Raw genomic sequence first — 22,052 nt, forward strand, 5'->3', positions numbered from 1 at the left:
GTTCCCGCCCAGCCTGGCCGAAGCGAGGGGCCATTGAGTGCGTTGCAAACACTCGGGGGCACCCTCACCGCACGGGGCTTATGCAACGCTCAACGTTGCATAAGTGGCGTTTGTGTGGGCAACCGCTCTGGGAGGGCGAGGCCGCGGCCAAGATCGACTCGCGAGCCAACGTGCGGCGGGCCCGCGCGTCCTGTTGGTTGTAGACACGGTTCGCCATCAGGAGGAGATTTCATGACCGGCCCGCAGCTGTCCCGTCGTCTGCTGATACTGGCGGGACTGGGCACCGTGCTCGCCGGTTGCGCCTCGGACCCTGGCCGGCAACCCGCACCGCGGCCACCCAAGCCACCGTCCCCCGACGTGGCCGCGGCCGAAAAGGCGCTGGCCGCACTGGAAGCCGAGTGGAAGGGACGCCTCGGCGTCTACGCGCTCGACACCGGCAGCGGCACCGCGATCGGGCATCGCGCCGACGAGCGGTTCCTCATGTGCTCCACGCACAAAGCGCTGGTCGCGGCCGCGATACTGCGGCTGCGCACCGAGCGGCCCGGCTTGCTGGACAAGGTGATCCACTACGACAGGTCGCAACTGCAGAAGCACGCGCCGGTCACGTCGCAGCACATCGCCGACGGCATGACCGTCTCCGCGCTGTGCGAAGCCGCTGTCACCGTCAGCGACAACACCGCGGACAACCTGCTGTTCGCCGAACTCGGCGGCCCGCAGGCCGCGACGGCGTTCGTCCGCACGCTGGGCGACCAGGTCACCCGCATGGACCGGATCGAACCGGATCTGAACACCGGCGGCGACGAGCGCGACACGTCGACGCCCGCCCAGCTGGCCGCCGACCTGCGCGCACTGGTGCTCGGCGACGCGCTCGACCCGGCCGGTCGCGATCTGCTCACCGGGTGGCTGAAGGCGAACACCACCGGCGGCAAGCAGATCCGCGCCGGCGTGCCGTCCGGCTGGGTGGTCGGCGACAAGACCGGCTCCGGCTTCGAAGGCGAGATCAACGACATCGCGGTCGTCTGGCCGCCAGGGCGCGCGCCGCTGGTGATCACCGTCTTCACCGCGCCGGCCGACCCGAAGTCCACGGCAGGCGCGGAGACCGTCGCCAAGGCCGCCACGATCGTCGCGAAAGCGCTCGTCCCGGCCCAGTGAGCCATCCGCCGATAAGGTCGCGGGTGGCAAGCACGCAGCACACGTCTGGAGACTCCCGCATGGCCACGACCCGAGCCGAACCGGAGCTCAACAGCGGGCTGCTCCCCGGAAATGTGCGCGCCGACGACTGGGTGATGTTCCTGCTGTCCGTGGTTTCGGTCGGCCTGCTCGGCTTCGTGCTGCTCAGCCCGCCGTCACGCGACGCGGGGATGTGGATCTTCTACGTCGACAGCGGCATCTGCGCGGTGTTCCTGCTCGAAATCCTGTGGCGCTGGCGCAAGCACGGCTGGTCGAAACGGTTTCTCGTCCGCAACTGGTACGAGCTGTTCGCGATGATCCCGTTCACCCATCCCACGCTGGCGGCGCATCACTTTCTCGCCACGCTCCTGCTGCTGGTCCGCGTCGGCCGGGCGGCGGACCGGGTGGTCGGCGAGCAGTTCACCTACCGGCTGGTGGACAAGATGTCCGAGCCGATCGTGCGCGCGATCAAGAAGCCGGTCACCATCGCCGTGCTCGACGAGGTGGTCAAGGTGCTCGAAACCGGGAACTATCCGGAAAACCTGGCCAAATCGCTCAATGAGCACAAAACCGAGCTGCAGGCCATCATCGCCGAGAAGGTCACCCAGGACCCCCAGCTCGGCAAGCTCAAGCGCATCCCGTTCCACGGCGAGATCGTGCACTCCGTCGTCGACACGTCGTTCCGCGTCGTGCTCGAGGTGCTGCTCGACCCGCGCATCGACGACTTCTTCTCGTCGGTCGTCCGCGAGAACCGCGAGCAGATCCGGCGCGCGGTCGAACTCGGCCTCAACGAGGAGGGCGCGGTGGACATCCAGCATCAGCTGCGCGCACGCACCGAACGGCTGGCGGCGAACGAGTTCGACGAGCAGCACCGCCGCTAGTCGGCCGGTCCCCGCAACGTCAGCACCACCCGGAGCACATGCTCGACGGCGGCGGGGAACAACGCCCCGCGCAGCTCGTCGCGAGTGGCGAGGTTGCGGGACGCGAACTCGGTCACGAGTTCCTGGCCCGCCCGCCGCAGGAACAACGCGGCGACCTCCTCCATCTCGAGCCCGGGATTGTCCAGCCGGGTCAGCGCGAACCCGACGAGGATCTCTTCGTCCGTCATGCCTGTCTCACGCCTTCAAGCGTAGCGACCGGAGACGCTCCGTCTATCCTGCTGGCGTGCGAGGTGATCCGGGCAGCCTGAAGGCCAAGATCTGGATCGGCCTTCCGCTGGCCGTCGCGGGCGGCTACCTGCTCGGCGACACCACGGCGCGGCTCCGGCTCGCCGGGGAGGTGCTCGGCACCTGGTGGCCGTGGGCGTTGCTGGCGCTGGCGGCGGTCAACCTGCTGCGGTCGACCCTGCGCCTCGAATCCCTGCTCGCCCCGAGCGTGCTCGCCTTCGCGGCCGTACTGGGGCTGGCACTGCGCGACGGCGTCGCGGCGCGAACCCTGCTGGACATCGTGATCCCGGCCGTCATCGCGGTGACGGGCATGCTGCTCCTGCTGTCCGCGGGTTCCGGCTTGGCGGCGTCGTGGACCAGGATCCTGACGACCGGCCGGGTGGTCGCTCGGTCTTCCGATGTCCTTCAGCCGCGCGCGATCCTAGGAGAACTCAAAGCCGACTTGTCACTGCTGGACACGCCGCCCAGCGCCGTGCGGGTGACCGCCGTGTTCGGGCACGTCCACCTGACGATTCCGGACGGTTGGCGGGTGGACCTGCACTCGGCGGGCGCGCCGCTCACCCCGATCCGCGGCCTGATCGGCACCGGCGAAACCGAAATCCGGCTTCGCGTGCTCGGATTCTGCGGAATCGTGACTGTGTCGAGGACTAATCCGGCTCGGCGGAATGGTCGTAAAGCCGATCCGCCAACAGGTCCAATACCAGCCCGTCCGCAATGACGTCGGCCGATTCGGCGCGGAAGAATTCCGACAGACTGGCGAACAGCTCGTATTCTTCGGCAGGCGTGTCCGGCAGCTTGTGGTGCAGTGCTTTGACCAGGTCGAAACGGTGCAGGTCGTAGGCGACCCGCAGATAGGTCGTGAAGGTGACCGCGGCCGCGACCGAACCGAGGTAGGACAGGCAGCAGAGACTGAACGCCAGCGCCGGGATCCAGTACGCCTTCGGCTCGTCCGCGAGTGCGACGACCGCGATGAGGGCGACCACGAAGAAGCTGACGCAGAAGTTGGCCGCGGCGTCGAGCGAATCACGGGCCGAGGCTTGCAGCGTGGCGAGCTTCTCGGACAGCAACGGGTACAGCCGCGGCCAGGAAGCCAAGGTGTTCAAGCCATAGCGCTCGCCTGCCGAAGTCTCCCCGGTCCGGAGCGCGTTGCCGAGCGCGGTCGGCAGCAACGGTGTTTGCGGATCTTGTTCCGTCGGCCGGGGATATTGCTCGAGCTTGACCGTGGCCCGGCGCCGCGCCGCGGCCATCCGCGCTTGGTATCGCTGTCGTTTTCGCTGTTCCTGCAAGGTTTCCACGGCCGAGTCGCGGAGTTCGCCGATCCGGTCGCCTAGATCGTTGATCCGCGCCGCGAGCGTCTCCCGCTTACGGGTCTGGTACTCGACCAGCACCGGCGCGATCCGCGCGGTCAGCCACCAGCCCTCCCAATACCCTTCGAGCAGACGGATCATGCGTACCTGGAACGGCTGCACCAGCACGGTGAGCAAGGTGATCACCAGCAGTGCGAACAGAACCTGGACCAGGTCCGTCTTCAGGTCCGTGGGAAGCGGCAAGTTCCAGTCACTGGCCCCGGAGAAGCTGTGCGCCCTGATCAGCAGCCAGACGAAGACGATGGTCACCGAGTTGGGCAGCAGACCGGCGATCAGGATCCGGCCGAACGAGGCGGCACCCGAGGTGAGCAGCGTCGCGAACCACATCAGGCACGTCCGTCTGGGGCGAAGTCGTACGTCCTGCCGTTCGCGTTCAGCGTGCCCGTGAAGCGCGGCGCCGGATGGTGCGTGCCCTGGTCGCATCGTCTCCGGATCCGGCTCTTGGCCACCGTCGCGTAGACGAGCACCCTCCCGCATTCGTCGGCCCTGCAACGGCTCAGCGGCAGAGGCAGGCCGCACGGCTTCTCGCATCGACTGCACCGCACACCGGCTTGGCGGGCCACCAAGGTTTTCTGGACCCGGTTGCATGCGTCGCAAACGGCCGCCCACCGGTGTGAGCCATTGACCTGGACACCAGGCAGGATCCCGCCGTGATGACCGCCGGGGAGCGCGAGCACCGCGAACGGGAGTAGACGACGGAGCACTCGAGCCGGCCGCATGCGCATCACCCCGGCATCGAGTATGACCGATCGCCCGCCGACGACGGTAACGCCGCGGCGGGCGGCCGCGATCCCCTAGCAACGGCCTGGGGAGGACCGGACGATGCCCATTCACGCACACACATCGGCACTGCCATTCGGGTCGGATTCTTTCCCAATGACTCCCGAGCGGACGCCTCCATCGCGTTTCCGATCAGCGTTACGTGAATCTGCCCTGTGCTTATTTTCACATCGTGATTCACATTCACGAACGGCGACGCGGAATTCGTTCGCACGCCCAGCGCGTGTCACGCACCGTGCCCGCCGACGCCTCTGCGTCGATCAGGCGAACGAAACCCGCTTCGGTGGAACGTCCGGCTTGGGACGTGGCGTCGGGTTCACCCGGATCACGTCACCCGCGCCGAATGACCGGGATGCTCGGGTCGCACTCTTCGCGATCATCGTCCCAGCTCATCGCTTTGTGGGTCACTCGCAAAGCAGGCACGCATCATGTGAGCACCGAACGGTGACAACGTTGGCGTCCGAGCGGCGAAAATCGCCGGATATCACGGAGAGCGCCCAAGACTCACCGACCGCAACCACCTGACCGGGCGATTGCGGTAACCGTACAAATTCAAGCGGTGACATCGTCACGAGGTGGATACAAGGCGGGATGACCCTCTGTCCATCGCGGCTCAAGGCGGCTACGTTCAGCCGCCAAGTCGGTCGCCCGATTTCAGGCCGGGCTGAGACTTGGCGGCCGCGGGAAGTTAGGAGAAAGTGTGGCAAAGGCACGACACGCGGCCCTTCTTGCAGTGCTCACGGTCATTCCACTGGCCACGCTCGGTTGCTCTTCCGGCGGCAGCGGATCCTCGGAAGACCCCTCGCTGTTCAACGCGCCGAAGCTGTACGCGGAGGCCGCCGACCCGAAGGGCGACGGGCGCGCCCAGTGCCGGAACGTCTCGGTGGGCTACGTCGGCACCGTCAACGGCGTCAACGCCGCGCTCGGGCAGAACATCGTGCGCGGCGCCGACCTGGCCGTGAAACTCCACAACCAGGCCAACGCCGACTGCCAGATCACGCTGAAGCAGTTCGAGACCGAGGGCAAGCCGGAAAAGACGGCGGCCGCCGTGAACCAGGTCGTCGCCGACTCGTCGGTGCTCGGCGTCGTCGGCACCTCGTTCTCCGGTGAGGCGAAAGTCGCGGGCGGACTGTTCAACCAGGCGAAACTGGTCCAGATCACCCCGTCGGCCACCAACCCGTCGCTGGCGGACAACGGCTGGGACACCTTCTTCCGCGCGTTGGCCAGTGACGCCGCGCAGGGACCGGCCGCCGCGAAGCTGATGACCGTGAAGCTCGAGTCCCAGCGGATCTGCGTGGTCAGCGACGACTCGCCGTACGGCACCGACCTGGGCAAGGCCGTGATCGACGCGCTCGGCGACAAGGCGGTCTGCACCGCCAAGGTCAAGCAGGGCCAGACGGAATTCGGTTCCGTGGTCAGCAAAATGGAGACCGAGAAGCCCGACACGATCTTCTACTCCGGCTACTACCCCGAGGCGGGGCCGCTCGCGAACCAGCTCGACGCGGCGGGCCTGCAGGTCAAGTTCGTCGGGCCGGACGGGATCAAGAACGAGGAGTACCTCCAGGCGGCAGGCAAAGCGGCGGCGCGGTCGTTCTTCACCTGCCCGTGCGTGCCGGAGACCAACTTCAAGGACTTCACGACCGCTTATCAAAAGCTGGAAGGCCAGGAGCCCGGCACCTACGCGGTCGAGGCTTACGACGCCATGACGATCCTCATCGCGGGAATCGACAAGGGCATCGTTGACCGCCAGGGGCTCCTCGACTTCGTCAAGACGTACACCGGACAAGGGCTTACCAAACGCTTCAAATGGGCCGAAAAGGGCGAGCTGATCGAGACTCCCGTGTGGGGCTACAAGGTCGAGAACGGGAAGATCGTCAACTACGGCCAGATCAGCTGAGAAGCCGCGATACGTCCTGGCCGGGCGGAGCACCGAAGAGGCGGCGGTACTCCCGGTTGAACTGTGACGGGCTGTCGTAGCCGACGAGATGCCCGACGCCCGCGACGTCGCCGGCACGGGCGATCAGCAGTGAACGCGCCTCCTGGAGCCGGATGCGTTTCTGGAACTGCAGCGGGCTCATCGCGGTGACCGCGCGGAAGTGCCGGTGGAAGGCGGACGGGCTCATCCCGGCCAGCCGGGCGAGGTCCTCGATCCGCATGGGTTCGGCGTAGTTGTCCCGAATCCAGCGGATCGCCCTGCGCACGTAGGTCAGGCCGCTCTCGGCCATGCCGATCTGGCGGATCATCGCGCCGTGCGGCCCGGTGAGCAGCCGCCAGAGGATCTCGCGCTCGATCAGCGGGGCCAGCACGCCTGCGTCCGCGGGACGATCGAGCAGCCGGAGCATCCGGCAGACGGCGTCGAGCAGATCGGCATCCGCGTCGACGGTCCCCATCGCGGGCAGCCCGGTCGCGCCACGGGGCTGGGCCGGAGCCTCCAGCAGCAACGGCGCGATGACGGCAGGGCGCAGCACCAGCCCCATGCCCAGTGCCGGCGTCCGCGGGGTCGCATCGAGGAAATGGCCGGAGACGGGCAGATCGGCCGTCACCACCAGGCATTGCCCCGCGCGGTACTCGAACACCTCGTCGCCGAGCAGCATGCGCTTGCCACCCTGCGCCATGACGACCAGCAACGGCTCGGTCAGCGAATAGTCCGGCGCCGTCGTCTCCACCTTGGACACCAGCAGCCCGTCGATCGGCGTCAGCTGATCCGGCCCGGCGTGGGCCGCGATGATCGCGCGGATCTCGTCCAGCAGGTCTCGCATAGTCCAATAGTCGCGAAGTCGAGAGGATTGTGCAATCGATGGCGCGGATCGGTCTACCGTGCGGCGGCCACTCGCGCTTCGATAGGAGGACCGAATCGACCACGGAGGAGTCACCATCATGGCGCTCGACCACTACGTCACCCTCGGCCGCTCCGGGCTGCGCGTCAGCCCGTTCGCACTCGGCGCGATGACTTTCGGCGGCGACCCCGGCAGCGCGGGCTGCGGCGTCGAAGAGTCGGAGAAGATACTCGCGACCTACCTCGACCGCGGCGGAAACTTCATCGACACAGCGAATTTCTACAGCAACGGCCACTCAGAGAAGATCCTCGGCGACTGGTTCGCCGCCCATCCTGGACGCCGTGAGCGCGTGGTGCTGGCGTCGAAGTTCTTCGGCAACCTCTTCCCAGGCGACCCCAACGGCGGCGGCGCGGGCCGCTCGTCGATCATCGCCCAGCTCGACGAGACCCTGCGCCGCATGCGCACCGACTACCTCGACCTGTACTGGCTGCACAACTGGGACAAGCACACCCCGATCGAGGAAACCCTGCGCACTCTCGACGACCTGGCAGGAACAGGCAAGATCCGTTACCTCGGTTTCTCCAACACGCCCGCCTGGTTCACCGCACAGGCCCAGACCACCGCGCTACTGAAGTCCTGGACGCCGTTGATCGCGCTCCAGGTCGAGTATTCGTTGCTGGCACGCACCGTCGAGGGCGAACTCGCGCCACTCGCACTCGATCAGGGCATGGCACTGGTCCCCTGGAGCCCCTTGAAGAACGGCTTCCTGTCCGGCAAATACCGCCGCGGCGCCGAGGTTTCCGACTCCGCCCGCGCCGCCTATGTCGGCGGCCCCAGCGAAGCCGAGTTCACGGTCATCGACGCCGTCGCCGCCATCGCCGACGAACTCGAGACCACCTCGGCGGCCGTGTCGCTGGCTTGGCTCCGCGCCCGCCAAGGCACCGTGGTCCCCATCCTCGGCGCCCGCCGCATCGAACACCTCGACACCAACCTCGCCGCACTCGACATCACGCTCACGCCGGACCACCTGCGGAGGCTGGACGAGGTGTCGGCCCCGGCGCTGAACTACCCGGCGCCGATGCACGGCGCGCAGCGGGCCATGCTCCAGTTCGCCGGGACCACAGTGGACGGTGAATCGTCCGCTGTCTATCCCCCGCTGCTGCAAAGCGACGTCCGCTATTAGTCCACGGTGAAAGGGGCATACCCCGGCTCGATGTGCTCGACCACCAGATCGGAGAACACCAGCGCGATGGTGTGCCCATTGGCTTCGATCAGCGCTTCGTGGAACGGCAGCCCGGTCCGCCGCGACCACGCTTCGGCTCGCTCGGACTTCGACACCAGCTTCGCGCCGGGGTACAGCACCTGCCAGCGGACGCCCCAGACGTAGCCGTCCAGGTCGAGCTCCTGCCAGCCGTCGACCAGCCGCTCGTCGGTCGACCGGCGCCAGATGTCCGACGACACCGCCGAGGCCACCTCCGCGCGGACGCAGTACTTGAAGCGGTACCGCAGATGCTCGGACTCGGTGCCCGACTTGGCGTAGACGATGACGTCGTAGTCACGCATGTAGTCGGTGTAGCCATGAAAAACGAGGGCCTGGTCGAAGATGTCTTCGAAGGCCGCGGTGATCTGTTCGGCGTTCACGGCTTCGAGCCAACCATGTCTGACGGCTACTCGCCTCGGCTGAAGGCATCGATAACGCGCTGCGGAACCTCTTCGCCGAACAAGCTCTCGAAAAGGGCTTCCTCATCGATCGGATTTTCGTTGCGGAAGAACATGTCCCGCTCGTGGGCGGCGAGCGCGGACTCGACGTCGCCGGGGTGCGCGGCGAGCGCCTTGCCGAGTTCCGCGCCGTCCAGCATGGCGAGGTTGGCGCCTTCCCCGTTCGGAGCGGTGACATGGGCTGCGTCGCCGACCAGGGTGGCTCCCGGCAGCCGATCCCAGCGGTGCCCCAGCGGCAGCGCGTAAAAACGACGCAGGACCGGCGCGGTGTCGCTGGCGGTGATCAGCGCGGTGAGTTCCGGCGCCCAGCCCTCGAATTCCGCGGCGATCCGCGCGGAGGCCACGGCCGGATCGGCGAAATCGACGGCGTCGAACCACTCCAGCGGCCGGGTGAGCAGCGTGTACGCGTGCAAGGTGTCACCCCGCTCGCGATGCGCGTTGATCCCCCGGTCCGTCGAGGGCCCATTCGCGGACAGCGTCCCGCCGCCGACCATCTTCGCGACGGCGGGATGCCGGGTGTCGGCATCGAACAGGTAGGTCTCGACGCAGCTTTCGCCCTGATACTCGGGTGTGGCATCACTGAGCAGCGGCCGGATCCGCGACCAAGCCCCGTCCGCGCCGACGAGCAGGCTCGTGACGACGGTGTCGCCGCCGGCGAACGTCACCTCATGCCGTCCGCCTCCCAGCGCACGGGCACCGGTGACCTTGCATCCCCACCGCACGGTGCCGTCCGGCAGCGAGTCGAGCAACACCTGCCGCAGCTCACCACGCTGCACCTCGGGCCGCCCGCCCGTGCCGTCGTCGACCTTCTCGAACACGAGGTGGCCATTTTCATCGACGATCCGCATCGCCTGCCGTCCCTCGAGGATGAGCCCGCGGAACTCGTCGACCAGACGCGCCGCCTCGACGGCGAGCTGCCCGTTGTAGTCGTGGATGTCGAGCATCCCGCCCTGCGTGCGCGCCATCGGGCCGGCCTCCGCCTCGTAGACGGTGGCCGGGATCCCGTGGACCTGCAGGACACGGGCGAGGGTGAGGCCGCCGAGCCCGGCGCCGATGATCGTGACTGGGGTGTGCATTGAGGCTCCTTAGCCGTCTCCGGAATTTCTGTTCCAGAGCCTGCCGAGAACCGCTGGCACCAGCCGCACATGACGCTGACATGAGCCTGTCAAGCCCTGCCAGCGCGGAGTCAGCCTGGCAATCCTCGGATGCCGCGAAGGCCGGTTGAACGCATGAACCCCACGTTCACAACGCTGAGGACACATACGCCCCGTTCATTCCGTCCAGAACTCCTAGGATCTTCGCGAAACCCGACTAGCCGCTACTTCAGGAAGTGCAGGCAGAGGGTGAACTTGCTGCGACCCTGTTCCTCCACGTAGTAGCCGTCAGCGTCGCTGAACTGCCGGCAGGCGCTCGCACCTGCCGAGCTGTCCTTCACCTTGCCCACGATCTTGGCGTCGGCCCGCGGGTCCGAGCACTCGATCACGGAGACGTCCGGGTGGGAGTCCTCGACTCCCGACACCATCGTGTGCGCGTTGTGCACGCAGTCGCCGACCGAGGCGTACGACGCGTCGTGCCGGACAGCGTTGACGATCGCGAAGACCACCAGCGCCGGGACCACCAGGCCGATGATGGCGACACGCAGGAAGAGCGGCTTGCCAGGGTTCATCGGCTGCCCGGGAGCGCCAGGCATCGGTTCGGCGAGCTTGTTGATCTTCGCGCGCTGCGGGAGGTTGATCAGCATGGTGATCGGGTTGATCACCATGGACGCGAGACCCCACCAGCCCTGCCACAGGCTCTTGGCGGTCATGGCGCGGTGCGTGGCGACACCGCAGGTGCGGCAGAACGGACCCTCGAGCTTCAGGAAACGCATGATGAACAGCAGGCCCTGGTGGCCGCGGAAGGTCGCCATCTCAGCGGGGACCGAACCGCAGAAGCGGCAGGACAGCCCGCCGTGCCCCGGATAGCGAGGCATACCCGGCGCGGGGTTGCCCTCGACGCCCGGAGCGAAGTGGCCGTGTGCCTGCTGAGCCGGGTCCGGCGCATGCCAGACGGAATCCGCATTCGCGCCAGGCGCGGCGTTACCGCCGAAGTTTTCGGGCATCGGCGAAGACGGAGTGGACATAGAAATCCCCCAGAGAAATCCAAATCGGCTTTGTTAACGCACCCCCAGCAGGTGGCGCGTCAGCATAACCGACTCAAGGGGTGCGGCAACCCCGGCGTCGATCAGTTCTCTTCGGCCGAGATCTCCTGCCCACGCGCACCGACCGGTTTTGGCGATTCATCCCATTTCGAACCAGCGGTCTGATTTATCGGGATGACGTTCGTATGCCAAAAATGTCCGAGAGGCTTCCGCGACACTGTCCAGCGAAGGCCACTACTGGCCGAACAGGGTCAACAGGGCAACCTTGGGCCGAGTGCCCGCAATCAGCTAAATTCCCCCAAGTCAACCTCAACCGAATAGTAGCCAGACTCAGCAATTAGTACAGACTCAAAGAATTCCGGAAGAGCCGGTCCAGCAAACTCAGGCCCGCCCGTTCTGTTAAATCCGATCGCAACATCGGGACAACAGGGACTCCGCGGGTCCGACTCGTCAATCCCATTGCCAAGATCGCGAATCTTCCTCAGAACGACATCTGCAGAATTCCCAAAGATGTCGACTCCTTGCCAAACAACCGAAGCTGAAGACTCTCCGAGCGGACGCCAAACTTCAATTGCCGTAACGGACGATCCATCCTCAAAATGAGCGAAGACGTCGAACTCAAGCCGTGAGTCTCGCACCCGAAGCCCTGGCGTGATCCCGCCCACCACATCCTCAGGTAAGCCCCAGTGCCCCATAGCGCTGCGAGCTTCATTGACACTCATTCCCAAAAGGACAGGCGATACACCACGAGGTGGATCAAGGTCGAAGATCATAAGCTTGTCCCTGCGGCCGAGGTGTGCGTAAACAAGAAGTCTCCGTCACACAGAGTCCGAGGCGATACTTTCCACCAAAAGTTGATCGCCGGTCACTCACAACCCCTTAGTCGGAATAGAAGCCGGGCTTATGATGCCCGGCTTGCACATCGAGGCCCGTGCGCGACTGTCTCCGGCACCTTCTCGCTACTGGGGTAGCACCGATCTGAGTGCTCCCGCAGATCGTTCACCCCAGCATCGTGTCAAGCTCGATCAGCCTTCTTCAGCCGCCAACTGACCACAAGCAGCCGCGATCTCCTGGCCACGCGTGTCACGGACAGTGCAGGCCACACCGCCGGCGTTCACCAGACGCACGAACTCCCGCTCCACAGGCTTCGGCGACGCATCCCACTTCGAACCCGGAGTCGGGTTCAACGGAATCACATTCACATGCACCAAATGCCCGAGATGCTTACGCAGCACCTTCGCCAGCATCTCCGCACGCCACGGCTGATCGTTGATGTCCCGAATAAGCGCGTACTCAATGGAAACCCGGCGACCGGAAACATCCGCGTAGTACCGAGCCGCAGACAGCACCTCATCCACCGACCACCGGTTGTTCACCGGCACCAACGTGTCCCGCAGCTCATCGTCCGGAGTATGCAGCGACACCGCCAGCCGCACTTGCATCTTCTCGTCAGCCAGCTTCCGGATCGCCGGAGCCAAACCCACAGTCGACACCGTCACCGAACGCTGCGAAATCCCAAGACCTTCAGGAGCCGGATCCGTGATCCGGCGGACAGCGGCGACAACGCGCTTGTAGTTGGCGAGCGGCTCGCCCATGCCCATGAAGACGATGTTCGACAGGCGGCCGGGGCCGCCCGCCATCGAGCCGTCGCGCATGACCGCGGCGGCCGAGCGGACCTGGTCGACGATCTCGGCCGTGGAGAGGTTGCGGTCGAGGCCGCCCTGGCCGGTGGCGCAGAAGGGGCAGGCCATGCCGCAGCCGGCCTGGCTGGAGATGCAGAGGGTCGCGCGGTCCGGGTAGCGCATGAGGACGCTCTCGAGCAGCGTGCGGTCGTGCGCGCGCCAGAGCGTCTTGCGGGTGGCTCCGTCGTCGCAGGCGAGTGCGCGGATCTCGGTGAGCAGCGGCGGCATGAGCTCGTCGACCAGGCGCCGGCGGGAGGCGGCCGGGATGTCGGTCATCTCCTCCGGGTCGACGGTGAGCCGGGAGAAGTAGTGGTTCGAGAGCTGCTTCGCGCGGAACGGCTTTTCGCCGAGTGCGACGACGGCCTCGGCTCGTTCGGCGGCGGTGAGGTCGGCAAGGTGGCGCGGCGGGAGGCCGCGCTTGGGCGCGTCGAAGACGAGAGGGAGGGCAGTCATAGCAGGTCAAGTGTCCCATGTCGGCCTTTGCGAGCCACATCACGCCCGAGTGGTCGCCCAATGTGACCATTTGATCACTGTGCGCTGACCACTTCGTCGCTCGACTTGACGTCGAGTGAGCGGAACAGCTCTCGGCGGCTGGCGTAGCCCAGCTTCTGGAGGACCCTGCTCACGTAGTTCTTCACGGTCTGCCTGGCCAAACACATCTCGGCGGCGATCTCGGCGTTGGACCAGCGGCGCAGCACCAGCGCGAGTACCGACTCCTCGCGTTGGGTCAGCGTCATCGCGGCGGCCGGGACCCGCTCGCCGGGCGTCCGCTCCTCCTCGTCGCCGAGTATCCAGGCGCGCTCGCCGCTGCGTGTGCGGCGGACGGCGTCGACCAGCTCGGCGTTGCTGGCGGTCTTGTGCACGAAACTGTCGGCGCCCGCGTTGAGTGCCGCCGCGACGGACGCGGGCGAGGCGTCGGCCGCGAACACCATCACCGAGGCGCCGTCGAGGTGCTCCTTGGCGAACTGGCAGATCTCCACGCCATCCGCCGACCCCGACAGGCGGAGCTCTGTGATCACCAGGTCGGGATTGTTCTTCTCGCACTCGAGTATCGCTTCCGCGCCTGTTCCGGCTTCGTTCACCTCCTGCACGCCGTCCGCCGCGCCGAACAAGCTGCGCAGCGCGTATCTGATGACGGGCTCGTCATCGACCACCAGCATGCTGATGTTTTCCACCGTGCCTCCGCACCTGTCGCACTCGAGGGCGTTCCACCCCGCATCCGCCGAGCGCCATCGCCGGGGAACCGTCAGAGTCGACCATCTTGTCGAGTCGGCTGGAGATCGACAATGACCGATCAAGGCCTACGGGAACCGGCCGGGCTGACTCTCGGCTGGCGATCCGGACCACCGGCTGCGCCGGGCCGGTGAACCCGGGACACGGACGCGGGGCAGGCGATCACGGTGCGTTCACGCTCAACCCCGACCAGAGGACCCGGGTGGCTCATTCTCCTCGCCCCTCGGCCTCCTGCCGGGTGACGGCAGGCAGGTTGGGCCGATAGCACACCCGATACGGCCGTGCGGCGCAACATCCGACAGCTGTCCACAGTGGATAGACTGAACCGACGAACCCACGAATTCATCGGGATCCCAATGAGCGGAGCAGATCACGGCGGCTGGCGAACCCGAGCTTCTGGAGCACCCGGCTGACGTAGTTCTTCACGGTCTGCTTGGCCAGCCGTAACTCCTGGGCGATCTCCGCGTTCGACCACCGATGGAGCAATAGTTCGAGTATCTCCTCTTCTCTCGGGGTCAAAGCGGCCGTCGAATCAGGCCTGGCCTGAAACGGCAGGGAGGCGGCGCGGAGAATCCAAGTCCGCTGCCCTGATTTCGTTCGCTCGATCGCTTCGATCAGCTCCGCACAACCGATCGACTTGTGCACGAAACTGTCGGCACCGGCGTTCATGGCGACCGCGACGGCGGAAGGTGCCGACGCGGACGTGTACACCATGACCTTGACTTCTTCCGACTTCGCCTTGACGTACTGGCATATCCGGGCGCCGACCGCGCCGCCCGCGAGGAAAAGTTCCGTTATCACGACGTCAGGAAGGTCTTTCGCACAGGAGCGCAGCGCTTCCTGCTCGGAACCCGCTTCGATAATCGACTGAACGTCGGCACGTGATTCCAGCAATGTGCGTAACGCATAGCGCACAAGCGGCTGATCGTCCACGACAAGTAATGTGACGTAGCCCATTCGACTCCCGACCAAGCGATTAAGGGCCACGAGTGAACCAGGTAGGCGACCAGCCGGGCAACGATGATCCATTCGAATGCAGTTGATCGCGAAAACAGGTACGAGAATTGCGGCCACCAGGATGACAGCACCCGAGTGCGCACCGCCGGGAAGTGCCCGCCGGTACTCGATGACGCCGGACGGGAGTACCGGCGGTACCAGGGTGGTACCGCCGGTCCATTGGTCCCCGCACACTCGGGACCTCCGGTTCCTTACCAAGAGCATGTTTCTGACCTGTGATGGAAGCATGAACTTGTTCAGGCAAGGCGCGACGCTGACGCTCGCGCTGGCAGGCCTGCCATTGGCCACCCCGGCGCAGCCGGTGAAGATCCACGAGGTGCTCGGCGGGCCCGCGGGCTACATCGACCTGCACAACACCTCCGGCGACACGGTCAGGCTCGACGGCTGGGCGATCAAGTCCTGCACCGGCGGCCCGATGCCCGCCGACCTGGCCGTGGTGCCCGCAGGCAGCGCGATCCCACCGGGCGGGCACTACCTCATCGTCGGTCAGTACTTCTCCGGCTTCGCAGGCCAGGACACCGTCGTCGAGTCCATCGACGGTGACGGCCAGCTACTGCTGGACCGCAAGCGGACGCTGGTCGACCGGGTCGCGTGGGCGCCGTCTTCGCCCTGCCGCGAGCGCGACGCCGCGCGACCCTGTGGCGGATTGCCGCTCACCCGCGACGCGGTCAGCACCGACACCGACGACAACCGCGTCGACTTCGGCTGCGACCTGGAGCACTAAGACACCTCTGCCAGCAGCTCCACGCGGACACGCGCGTGGAGCGATTCTTCCTGTCCGGAAAATAAATTTTCGAGAGAAAGGGCATTGTCGTGCCGCGAAACGCGGAAAACCCGTCGCCGATGAGTGGACTGCTCACCCAGCGGAGACGTCTTCAGGGTCTTTCCCAGCACGATCTCGCCGAGAAACTCCAGTCCGTTTCCGGCAACAGCAGCATCACCAGGGAAGTCATCTCCCGATGGGAGCGCGGCAAACGCATACCCGGGCCCTACTGGCGTCATTGGCTCGGTCGCGCGCTCGAAATGCCGCCGTGTGATCTCGAATCCGCCGCGTCACTCACCCGCGACCACCGCAGGGCCGCGAAGAATTGACGATATTGGCCCCTTTCTAGCGAGGAGTCGCCGCGACACCATGGAATCAGCCGGCGGGGCGGACTCGGAAACAGCCAGCCCGCCTTGCCGGTACTCACCCCCGAAAACCCCGAAAGGAATACCAATGCGCCGATTTCTGAGTGGTTCCGCCGCTTTCGCCATGCTGGCCATCGGAGTCGCCACCGCCGGTGTCGCGAACGCACAGGGCGACGACACCTCGACCGAGGCACAGCCGATGGTCTCGTCCACCGTGGTCGTCAACGAGGTCTCCACCCGCGGCCCGAACGGCCAGCTGGACGAGTTCATCGAGATCCGGAACGTCGCCAACCGGCCGGTCAACCTCAGCGGCTACCAGATCCGCATCTACTCGGCCAACAGCCAGGTCGGCGTCATCTCGGTGCCCGCGGGCACCGTGCTGCAGCCCAAGGGCAACACGGGCCAGTTCCTGGTGCTGACCGGCCAGGACTTCTCCGGCACCATCAGCGACGAGGCGAACGTGCTGCCGATGTTCCTCCAGGGCGTCGAAGGCCTCCCGAGCAACGGTGGCGTCGCGATCTTCAACCAGACCGGCGCGAAGCTCGACGGCGTCGCCTTCTCCACCACGGTCCCGGCCGCCCGTGAAGGCCAGCCCGCGCTTCCGGAGACCGCGGTGACCGAGCAGATCGAAGCCGCGAACGCACGCGACATCCTGAGCACGGACACCGACAACAACCGGGTCGACTTCGCACTGCACGCGCGTACTCCCGGCGCGCTGAACTGATCCCCTTCCCCGACCGCCCCGGTCCGCTTCGGCGGGCCGGGGCCTCTTTGGCGCTATGTCGCCATCGGCGAGAATCCGCCCGCCGATGACGTGGTCATCGGCGAACAGGTACCTCATCCTCGTGGCACCGATCTTCGTGTTCGATGCCCGAGGAGTGTGAACCCGAATGTTCTTCCGCCCTCTACGCGCTCGCCACCGAATCACGACACTGGCCGCGGCACTGCTGCTGACCCCTGTGCTGGTCCCGTCCACCGCCCACGCCGCCGCGCCGGCCAAGCCGGAATACGCCCAGCCCCACCGGATCACCTTGGTGACCGGCGATGTCGTGACCTACGAGCAGGACGCCGACGGCCACCGCAGCGCGCAGGTCGAAGCGGCGGAACGGCCTGACCGGCCACTCCCCTCCTTTCAAACGCTCACGACGCCAAGCGGCTTCTTCGTCTATCCGTCGGACGCGCTGCCGCTCGTCACGAGCGGAGTGCTCGACCGCGACCTGTTCAACCTGACCACGCTCACCGCGGACGGCCGTGACGATGTGAAGACCGGCAGCATTCCGGTGATCGCGTCCTACCGTGACGGGACCAGGCAATCCACGAAAGCGTTGAGCGGCAAGGCAGATCTGCTCCCGCAGACCGAGCGGCATGTCACGCTGCCCACGGTCGGCGGAGTCGGCCTGCTGGTCAAGAAGGGCGGCGCCCCCGAGTTCTGGCGCTCGATCGCCAAGACCAAGGACCTCTCCCGGCTCACACTCGACCGCAAGGTCCGGGTGGCGCTGGACAAGAGCACGGCCCAGATCGGCGCGCCCGCCGCGTGGAGCCGCGGCCTGGACGGCAGCGGCACGACCGTGGCGATCGTCGACACCGGGATCGACGCCGATCATCCCGATCTCAAAGGGAAAATCGTCGACGCCGCGGACTTCAGCCAAGAGGGTGACACCGTGGACAGGCACGGCCACGGCACTCACGTCGCGTCCATCACGGCAGGCACCGGCGCCGCGTCCGGCGGACGGCAGAAGGGAGTCGCTCCCGGCGCGAAGCTGATGGTGGCCAAGGTGTTCGACGGCTCGGGCGAGGGCGACACCAGCCAGGTGATGGCGGGGATCGACTGGGCCGTCGGCAAAGGCGCGAAGGTCGTCAACCTGAGCCTCGGCGCAGGTGTGAGCGACGGCGCGGATCCGCTTTCGCAGCAGCTCGACAAGCTGACCGAGCAGACCGGCACCCTGTTCGTCGTGGCAGCGGGCAACTCCGGCCCCGGCGACCGGACGGTCACCACGCCGGGCGCGGCGGTCTCCGCGCTGACCGTGGGGGCGGTCGACGACGCGAACAAGCTCGCCTGGTTCAGCAGCCGTGGTCCGCGCCTGCGTGACGCACTCGTCAAGCCGGAGATCTCCGCGCCGGGAGTGGACATCGTGGCCGCCCGTGCGTCGGGTACCTCGATGGGCACACCCGTCGACGACCTCTACACGAGCGCGTCGGGCACCTCGATGGCGACACCACACGTCGCGGGCGCGGCGGCGATCCTGCTCCAGCAGCACCCGGATTGGTCCGGCCCCATGCTCAAGAACGCGCTCGTGAACTCCGCGAAGGACGTGGGGTTGCGCTGGTTCGAGGAGGGCGCCGGGCTGACCGACCTCTCGCGTGCGGTCACCCAGGGCGCCACCGGCCCGGCGACGGCCAGTTTCGGCCGGAACGAACGGCTGCCTGGCGGCACTCCGGCCGTACCGCGCACGTTGTCCTACACCAACCACTCCGACCAGCCGCTCAAGCTGAACCTGAGCGTGAAAGTCCAGTCATGGGACGGAAACCCGCCGCCCGCCGACGGAGTGAAGCTCACGGAGACCACGGTCTCGATCCCGCCCAAGTCCACTTCGGACGTCACGATGACCGTGTCACCCGACGCGGGAACACCGGGTGTCTACGGCGGCACCGTCGTCGCGAACAGCACTGACGGCGCGGTCCTGCGCACCCCGTTGAGCACCTACAACGCACCCGCGCTGTTCCCGGTGACCGTGCGCATGCTCGACTCGTCCGGCAAGCCACCGGAGCTGGCGGTCGCCCAGCTGGTGGACGACGCCGCGGGGTCCGGCAACCACAATGATCCGTTCCTCGACCAGCTCAGCCAGCAACTCGACCTCGTCGACGGAGTCGGGCGGGTCTCCGTGCCCGCCGGCAACTATTCGGCCATCGGCTGGACCTTGGAGCAAACACTGGCCAAGCGCCGTTTCTCCGCACTGAGCGCCTCCGAACTGGCCGTCACCGGCCCTACCGAGATCACGCTCGACGCCACGAAGACCGTGCCCGTCCGCATCGTCACCCCGACCCGCACCGACCAGCGCGACCGCACGGTCATGCTGCGCCGCGTGATCCCGGCAGGCAACGACAAGCCCGGCTTCATCGGCGAGGCGGGACTCACCGCGGGCGTGACCGATTGGGACGTGTGGGTGACCCCGTCCGCCGCGACCACGACAGGAGCGATTTCCTTGCAGGACAGTGCGATGCTCGCGCAGCCGGTGGCCGAGCTGTCCGTGGGCGGCACGCCGCTCGCGCCGCTGTACGACCCGGCTTCGCTGGCGGCGAGCTGGGCGGGTGACCGTTCCGTGCCAGTCGTCTTCGGCGGTGGCGGAACCGCGGCCGAACTCGCCGGGCTGGACGTCAAGGGCAAGGCGGTGCTCGTCCGGGTGCCCGCCCAGGACCCCGACGCGGTCTCGCTGGGCGCGGCGAACGCCGTCAAAGCGGCCAAGGCCGCCGGCGCCGCCGCGGTGCTCCCCTACGCCGGCGTGGCGGGCGCGCTACCGATCTTCGGCCTGACCAGCACCGTGCTGCCGACGCTGTCACTCGGCTGGGATCACGGTGAGCTGGTGCGCGCCAAGGGAAACACCGACCTGCGTGTGCTCGTGCGCGCGGCGCCGGACACCATGTACAACCTCAGTTACCTGGATCCCAACGGGGTTCCACGCGAGCATGTCCGCACGGTCGACCCGGCCACATTGGTGGCGACCAAGACCAGCTATCACGCGGACGTGCCGGGACTGACCGCGCAGAAGCTCACCTACGCGTTCCCGACCGGCTTGTGGGCGACCCAGCTCGTGCAGGGCACGAAGCTGCCGACGCCGGCGGAGTACATGGAGTACACCGGACCCGGCGACGACCGGACGGCGTGGAAACGCGTCGTGACGCTGTCCGGCACCGACAGCAAAGGCAAGCGCGCCGCGTTGTCGATGTACGCGCAGAACCTCTACCGCGCAGGTGAGCGGACCCGGCCGGACGAGCACTGGTTCCGCGCCGACATGCACAGCACCGCGGTCGAGCTCGCGTCCGACCACCCGGCACGGTACCCGGCCACGGCGAACGGCTGGAAGATGCTGTGCGGGCTGTGCCGGGGCGGGCCCGATCCGGACCTGTTCATCCCCGCGGCGCAGTGGGCCGACGGCGGGGGGCACTTCACCAGCCCGTACGAGTCGGGCAAGTACTTCACGACCACGAATGTCCGGCTCTTCCAAGGCGTCACCGAGCTTCCGCGTGCCAACGGCGACGATCCCTACGCGTTGCTGCCCGAGTTCCGGCTCTCACCGTCGAGCGCCACGTACCGGCTGGAGATGACCGAGATCATGCCGGCGTCGGCACAGGTCGGTACGCCGAGCACGGTGCTGTTCCAGCGTGCGCCGCGCACGGACACGACGTGGATGTTCACCTCGGCGAGGTCTGCTTCGGCGCCGCCGCCGGGTTACAACTGCTACCGATCGGGGACCGTGTGCTCCTTCCAGCCGCTGATCCAGCTCGAGCACCGGCTCCCGCTCGACCTGAACAACCGCGCGCCGGCAGGCAAGCCGTTCACCTTCGAGACGGCGGCGGCTTCGCACACGGGCGCGCGCGGCGGCGGTCCGGTGACCCAGCTGAAGGTGTCGGCCTCGGCGGACAACGGCGGCACCTGGGCACAGGCGGTCGCCATGCCGATCGGTGACGGCCGCTGGACGGTCACCGTCAACCATCCGCGATCAGCGGTGGCGGGCGGGTACATCTGGCTGCGGACGGAAGCGCGCGACAGCGCGGGCAATACCGTCACGCAGACGGTCCAGCGGGCATACGCTCTCGGCTAGCCGGTGGGGGCTGGGGCACCGGGACGGTGACCCAGCCCCTGGCCGCGGCCTGCAGGCCCGCTTGGAAGCGGGTCTGCGCGCCGAGGAAGTCCATCAGCTCGCGCAGCCTGCGCTGAAAGGTCCGATAGCTCAGCCCCAGCTGCTTGGCGATGCTGCGGTCCGGCATCCCGGTGGTCAGCAGCGCGAGCAGCCTGCTGTCCTCTGTGGACAGCGCGTTGTGCGTGGTGTGCGGACTTCCCGGCAGGCAGAGCGGCAGGCTGTGCCGCCAGAGATTCTGGAACAGCGCGCCGAGCGCGTCGAGCAGTGTCGACGGGTGGACCACCAGCGCGATCTCGACCGTCGGCGCGTTGGAATGCAAGGGAACCAGCGCCAAGTGATGGTCGGCGACGATCATCTTCAACGGGGCTTCCGCGATCACCCGTGCTTCCTCGCCGAGCCGCAGGCCCGCCTCCAGGTCGGCGTAGAGGTCATGCAACTCCAGCGCGCCGCGGTCGTAGACACCGCGGAACCGGACGCCGGCACCGAGCAGATCCCGCTCCGCCGGATGCAGCGAGGCGGGCGCCTTCGCGTACGGGGGCTTGTCGACGAAACGCACCTCGTGCCTGGCGGAGCGCATGATCTGGTCGGCCCTGCGCGCGATGGCCTCGCTGCCGCGCACCACCTCGATCAGGTCGGAAGCCTGCCTGCCGACAGCATGCCGATGGCGGTCCTGGAACCGGTTCGCCACCAGTCGGGCGTTCTCCAGTTCCTGCTCCTTGAGCAGCACCAGCGCGCCGAGCCCGACATCGGGGGCGACGGCCGTGAACCGCACCGGCCTGCCGGGCGCGCGCATGACCAGGTGTTTCGCGGCAAGCCCGCGTAGCACCTGGCTGAGCCGTTGCCTGCTCAAGCCGAGTTCGTCGGCTAGCTCGGCCGTCGTCATCGAGCGGCTGTCGACCAGCGCGCCGTAAACCCGCAGGTCGAGTGGGCTCAATCCGATGACGTCGAGCATGTGCGCACCTCGCAGTGTCGGCGGGTCACCAGTGTCCCGCGTCACAGAGGTTGCCGAGCGAC

21 protein-coding genes are annotated in these 22,052 nt (G+C 67.0%); 9 read left to right on the plus strand and 12 right to left on the minus strand.

Features of this window, described 5'->3' with window-relative positions:
- Nucleotides 1-231 precede the first annotated feature (231 nt).
- Complete coding sequence (gene bla, locus ACFV15_RS20720; protein WP_378352117.1) at nucleotides 232-1,152, plus strand: class A beta-lactamase; 921 nt, start codon at nucleotides 232-234, stop codon at nucleotides 1,150-1,152.
- A 59-nt stretch (nucleotides 1,153-1,211) separates the two neighbouring features.
- The gene (locus ACFV15_RS20725; RefSeq protein WP_378352118.1) at nucleotides 1,212-2,051 is read left to right on the plus strand and encodes an ion transporter; all 840 of its coding nucleotides are present in this window, start codon (nucleotides 1,212-1,214) and stop codon (nucleotides 2,049-2,051) included.
- On the opposite strand, the gene ACFV15_RS20730 is transcribed toward ACFV15_RS20725, so the two are convergent.
- Nucleotides 2,048-2,278, minus strand: coding sequence for a hypothetical protein (locus ACFV15_RS20730; protein ID WP_378352119.1), 231 nt, complete (start codon nucleotides 2,276-2,278; stop codon nucleotides 2,048-2,050). The two genes, ACFV15_RS20725 and ACFV15_RS20730, sit on opposite strands and share 4 nt — an antisense overlap.
- A 56-nt stretch (nucleotides 2,279-2,334) precedes the next feature.
- Here ACFV15_RS20730 and ACFV15_RS20735 point away from each other — a divergent pair, with 56 nt between their 5' ends.
- A complete protein-coding gene (locus ACFV15_RS20735) occupies nucleotides 2,335-3,054 on the plus strand; it encodes a hypothetical protein (protein WP_378352120.1) in 720 nt (239 codons plus the stop codon).
- Here ACFV15_RS20735 and ACFV15_RS20740 read toward each other — a convergent pair.
- Nucleotides 2,984-4,030 (minus strand): hypothetical protein, encoded by a 1,047-nt coding sequence (locus tag ACFV15_RS20740; protein WP_378352121.1) that lies wholly within the window; start codon nucleotides 4,028-4,030, stop codon nucleotides 2,984-2,986. The two genes, ACFV15_RS20735 and ACFV15_RS20740, sit on opposite strands and share 71 nt — an antisense overlap.
- Nucleotides 4,030-4,422 (minus strand): hypothetical protein, encoded by a 393-nt coding sequence (locus ACFV15_RS20745; protein ID WP_378352122.1) that lies wholly within the window; start codon nucleotides 4,420-4,422, stop codon nucleotides 4,030-4,032. Before ACFV15_RS20745 ends, ACFV15_RS20740 begins: the two co-directional genes overlap by 1 nt.
- A gap of 761 nt (nucleotides 4,423-5,183) precedes the next feature.
- Between ACFV15_RS20745 and ACFV15_RS20750 the strand changes: the two genes are divergently transcribed.
- Nucleotides 5,184-6,380 (plus strand): branched-chain amino acid ABC transporter substrate-binding protein, encoded by a 1,197-nt coding sequence (locus ACFV15_RS20750; protein ID WP_378352123.1) that lies wholly within the window; start codon nucleotides 5,184-5,186, stop codon nucleotides 6,378-6,380.
- On the opposite strand, the gene ACFV15_RS20755 is transcribed toward ACFV15_RS20750, so the two are convergent.
- The gene (locus tag ACFV15_RS20755; protein ID WP_378352165.1) at nucleotides 6,373-7,233 is read right to left on the minus strand and encodes an AraC family transcriptional regulator N-terminal domain-containing protein; all 861 of its coding nucleotides are present in this window, start codon (nucleotides 7,231-7,233) and stop codon (nucleotides 6,373-6,375) included. The two genes, ACFV15_RS20750 and ACFV15_RS20755, sit on opposite strands and share 8 nt — an antisense overlap.
- A gap of 127 nt (nucleotides 7,234-7,360) precedes the next feature.
- Here ACFV15_RS20755 and ACFV15_RS20760 point away from each other — a divergent pair, with 127 nt between their 5' ends.
- Nucleotides 7,361-8,443, plus strand: a complete 1,083-nt coding sequence (locus ACFV15_RS20760) for an aldo/keto reductase (protein WP_378352124.1) — start codon at nucleotides 7,361-7,363, stop codon at nucleotides 8,441-8,443.
- On the opposite strand, the gene ACFV15_RS20765 is transcribed toward ACFV15_RS20760, so the two are convergent.
- From ACFV15_RS20765 to ACFV15_RS20795, 7 genes are all read right to left on the minus strand, one after another.
- Complete coding sequence (locus ACFV15_RS20765) at nucleotides 8,440-8,901, minus strand: hypothetical protein (protein WP_378352125.1); 462 nt, start codon at nucleotides 8,899-8,901, stop codon at nucleotides 8,440-8,442. The genes ACFV15_RS20760 and ACFV15_RS20765 overlap by 4 nt on opposite strands.
- Before the next feature lie 26 nt (nucleotides 8,902-8,927).
- A complete protein-coding gene (locus tag ACFV15_RS20770; protein ID WP_378352126.1) occupies nucleotides 8,928-10,055 on the minus strand; it encodes an FAD-dependent oxidoreductase in 1,128 nt (375 codons plus the stop codon).
- Between the two features lie 242 nt (nucleotides 10,056-10,297).
- Complete coding sequence (locus ACFV15_RS20775; protein WP_378352127.1) at nucleotides 10,298-11,101, minus strand: hypothetical protein; 804 nt, start codon at nucleotides 11,099-11,101, stop codon at nucleotides 10,298-10,300.
- Between the two features lie 302 nt (nucleotides 11,102-11,403).
- Nucleotides 11,404-11,892, minus strand: coding sequence for a hypothetical protein (locus tag ACFV15_RS20780; RefSeq protein ID WP_378352128.1), 489 nt, complete (start codon nucleotides 11,890-11,892; stop codon nucleotides 11,404-11,406).
- 252 nt (nucleotides 11,893-12,144) lie between these two features.
- Nucleotides 12,145-13,254 (minus strand): 23S rRNA (adenine(2503)-C(2))-methyltransferase RlmN, encoded by a 1,110-nt coding sequence (rlmN, locus tag ACFV15_RS20785; protein WP_378352129.1) that lies wholly within the window; start codon nucleotides 13,252-13,254, stop codon nucleotides 12,145-12,147.
- 74 nt (nucleotides 13,255-13,328) lie between these two features.
- On the minus strand, nucleotides 13,329-13,976 hold the full coding sequence (locus ACFV15_RS20790) for a response regulator (RefSeq protein ID WP_378352130.1): 648 nt from the start codon (nucleotides 13,974-13,976) through the stop codon (nucleotides 13,329-13,331).
- 400 nt (nucleotides 13,977-14,376) lie between these two features.
- Nucleotides 14,377-14,967: a response regulator gene (locus ACFV15_RS20795; protein ID WP_378352131.1), complete on the minus strand. Its 591-nt coding sequence runs from the start codon at nucleotides 14,965-14,967 to the stop codon at nucleotides 14,377-14,379.
- Nucleotides 14,968-15,277: 310 nt separating this feature from the next.
- Here ACFV15_RS20795 and ACFV15_RS20800 point away from each other — a divergent pair, with 310 nt between their 5' ends.
- From ACFV15_RS20800 to ACFV15_RS20815, 4 genes are all read left to right on the plus strand, one after another.
- Entirely contained in the window at nucleotides 15,278-15,775 is a 498-nt protein-coding gene (locus tag ACFV15_RS20800; RefSeq protein ID WP_378352132.1) for a lamin tail domain-containing protein, read from the plus strand.
- 89 nt (nucleotides 15,776-15,864) lie between these two features.
- Nucleotides 15,865-16,143 (plus strand): helix-turn-helix transcriptional regulator, encoded by a 279-nt coding sequence (locus ACFV15_RS20805; RefSeq protein ID WP_378352133.1) that lies wholly within the window; start codon nucleotides 15,865-15,867, stop codon nucleotides 16,141-16,143.
- Between the two features lie 124 nt (nucleotides 16,144-16,267).
- On the plus strand, nucleotides 16,268-16,903 hold the full coding sequence (locus ACFV15_RS20810) for a lamin tail domain-containing protein (protein WP_378352134.1): 636 nt from the start codon (nucleotides 16,268-16,270) through the stop codon (nucleotides 16,901-16,903).
- A gap of 166 nt (nucleotides 16,904-17,069) precedes the next feature.
- A complete protein-coding gene (locus ACFV15_RS20815; RefSeq protein WP_378352135.1) occupies nucleotides 17,070-20,999 on the plus strand; it encodes a S8 family serine peptidase in 3,930 nt (1,309 codons plus the stop codon).
- Here ACFV15_RS20815 and ACFV15_RS20820 read toward each other — a convergent pair.
- Nucleotides 20,962-21,990 carry a helix-turn-helix domain-containing protein gene (locus ACFV15_RS20820; RefSeq protein WP_378352136.1) on the minus strand — a complete coding sequence of 343 codons (1,029 nt, stop codon included), beginning with the start codon at nucleotides 21,988-21,990 and terminating at the stop codon, nucleotides 20,962-20,964. The two genes, ACFV15_RS20815 and ACFV15_RS20820, sit on opposite strands and share 38 nt — an antisense overlap.
- Nucleotides 21,991-22,052: the final 62 nt, after the last annotated feature.

This window comes from Amycolatopsis sp. NPDC059657 (genome assembly GCF_042734395.1).
Taxonomy (GTDB): domain Bacteria; phylum Actinomycetota; class Actinomycetes; order Mycobacteriales; family Pseudonocardiaceae; genus Amycolatopsis.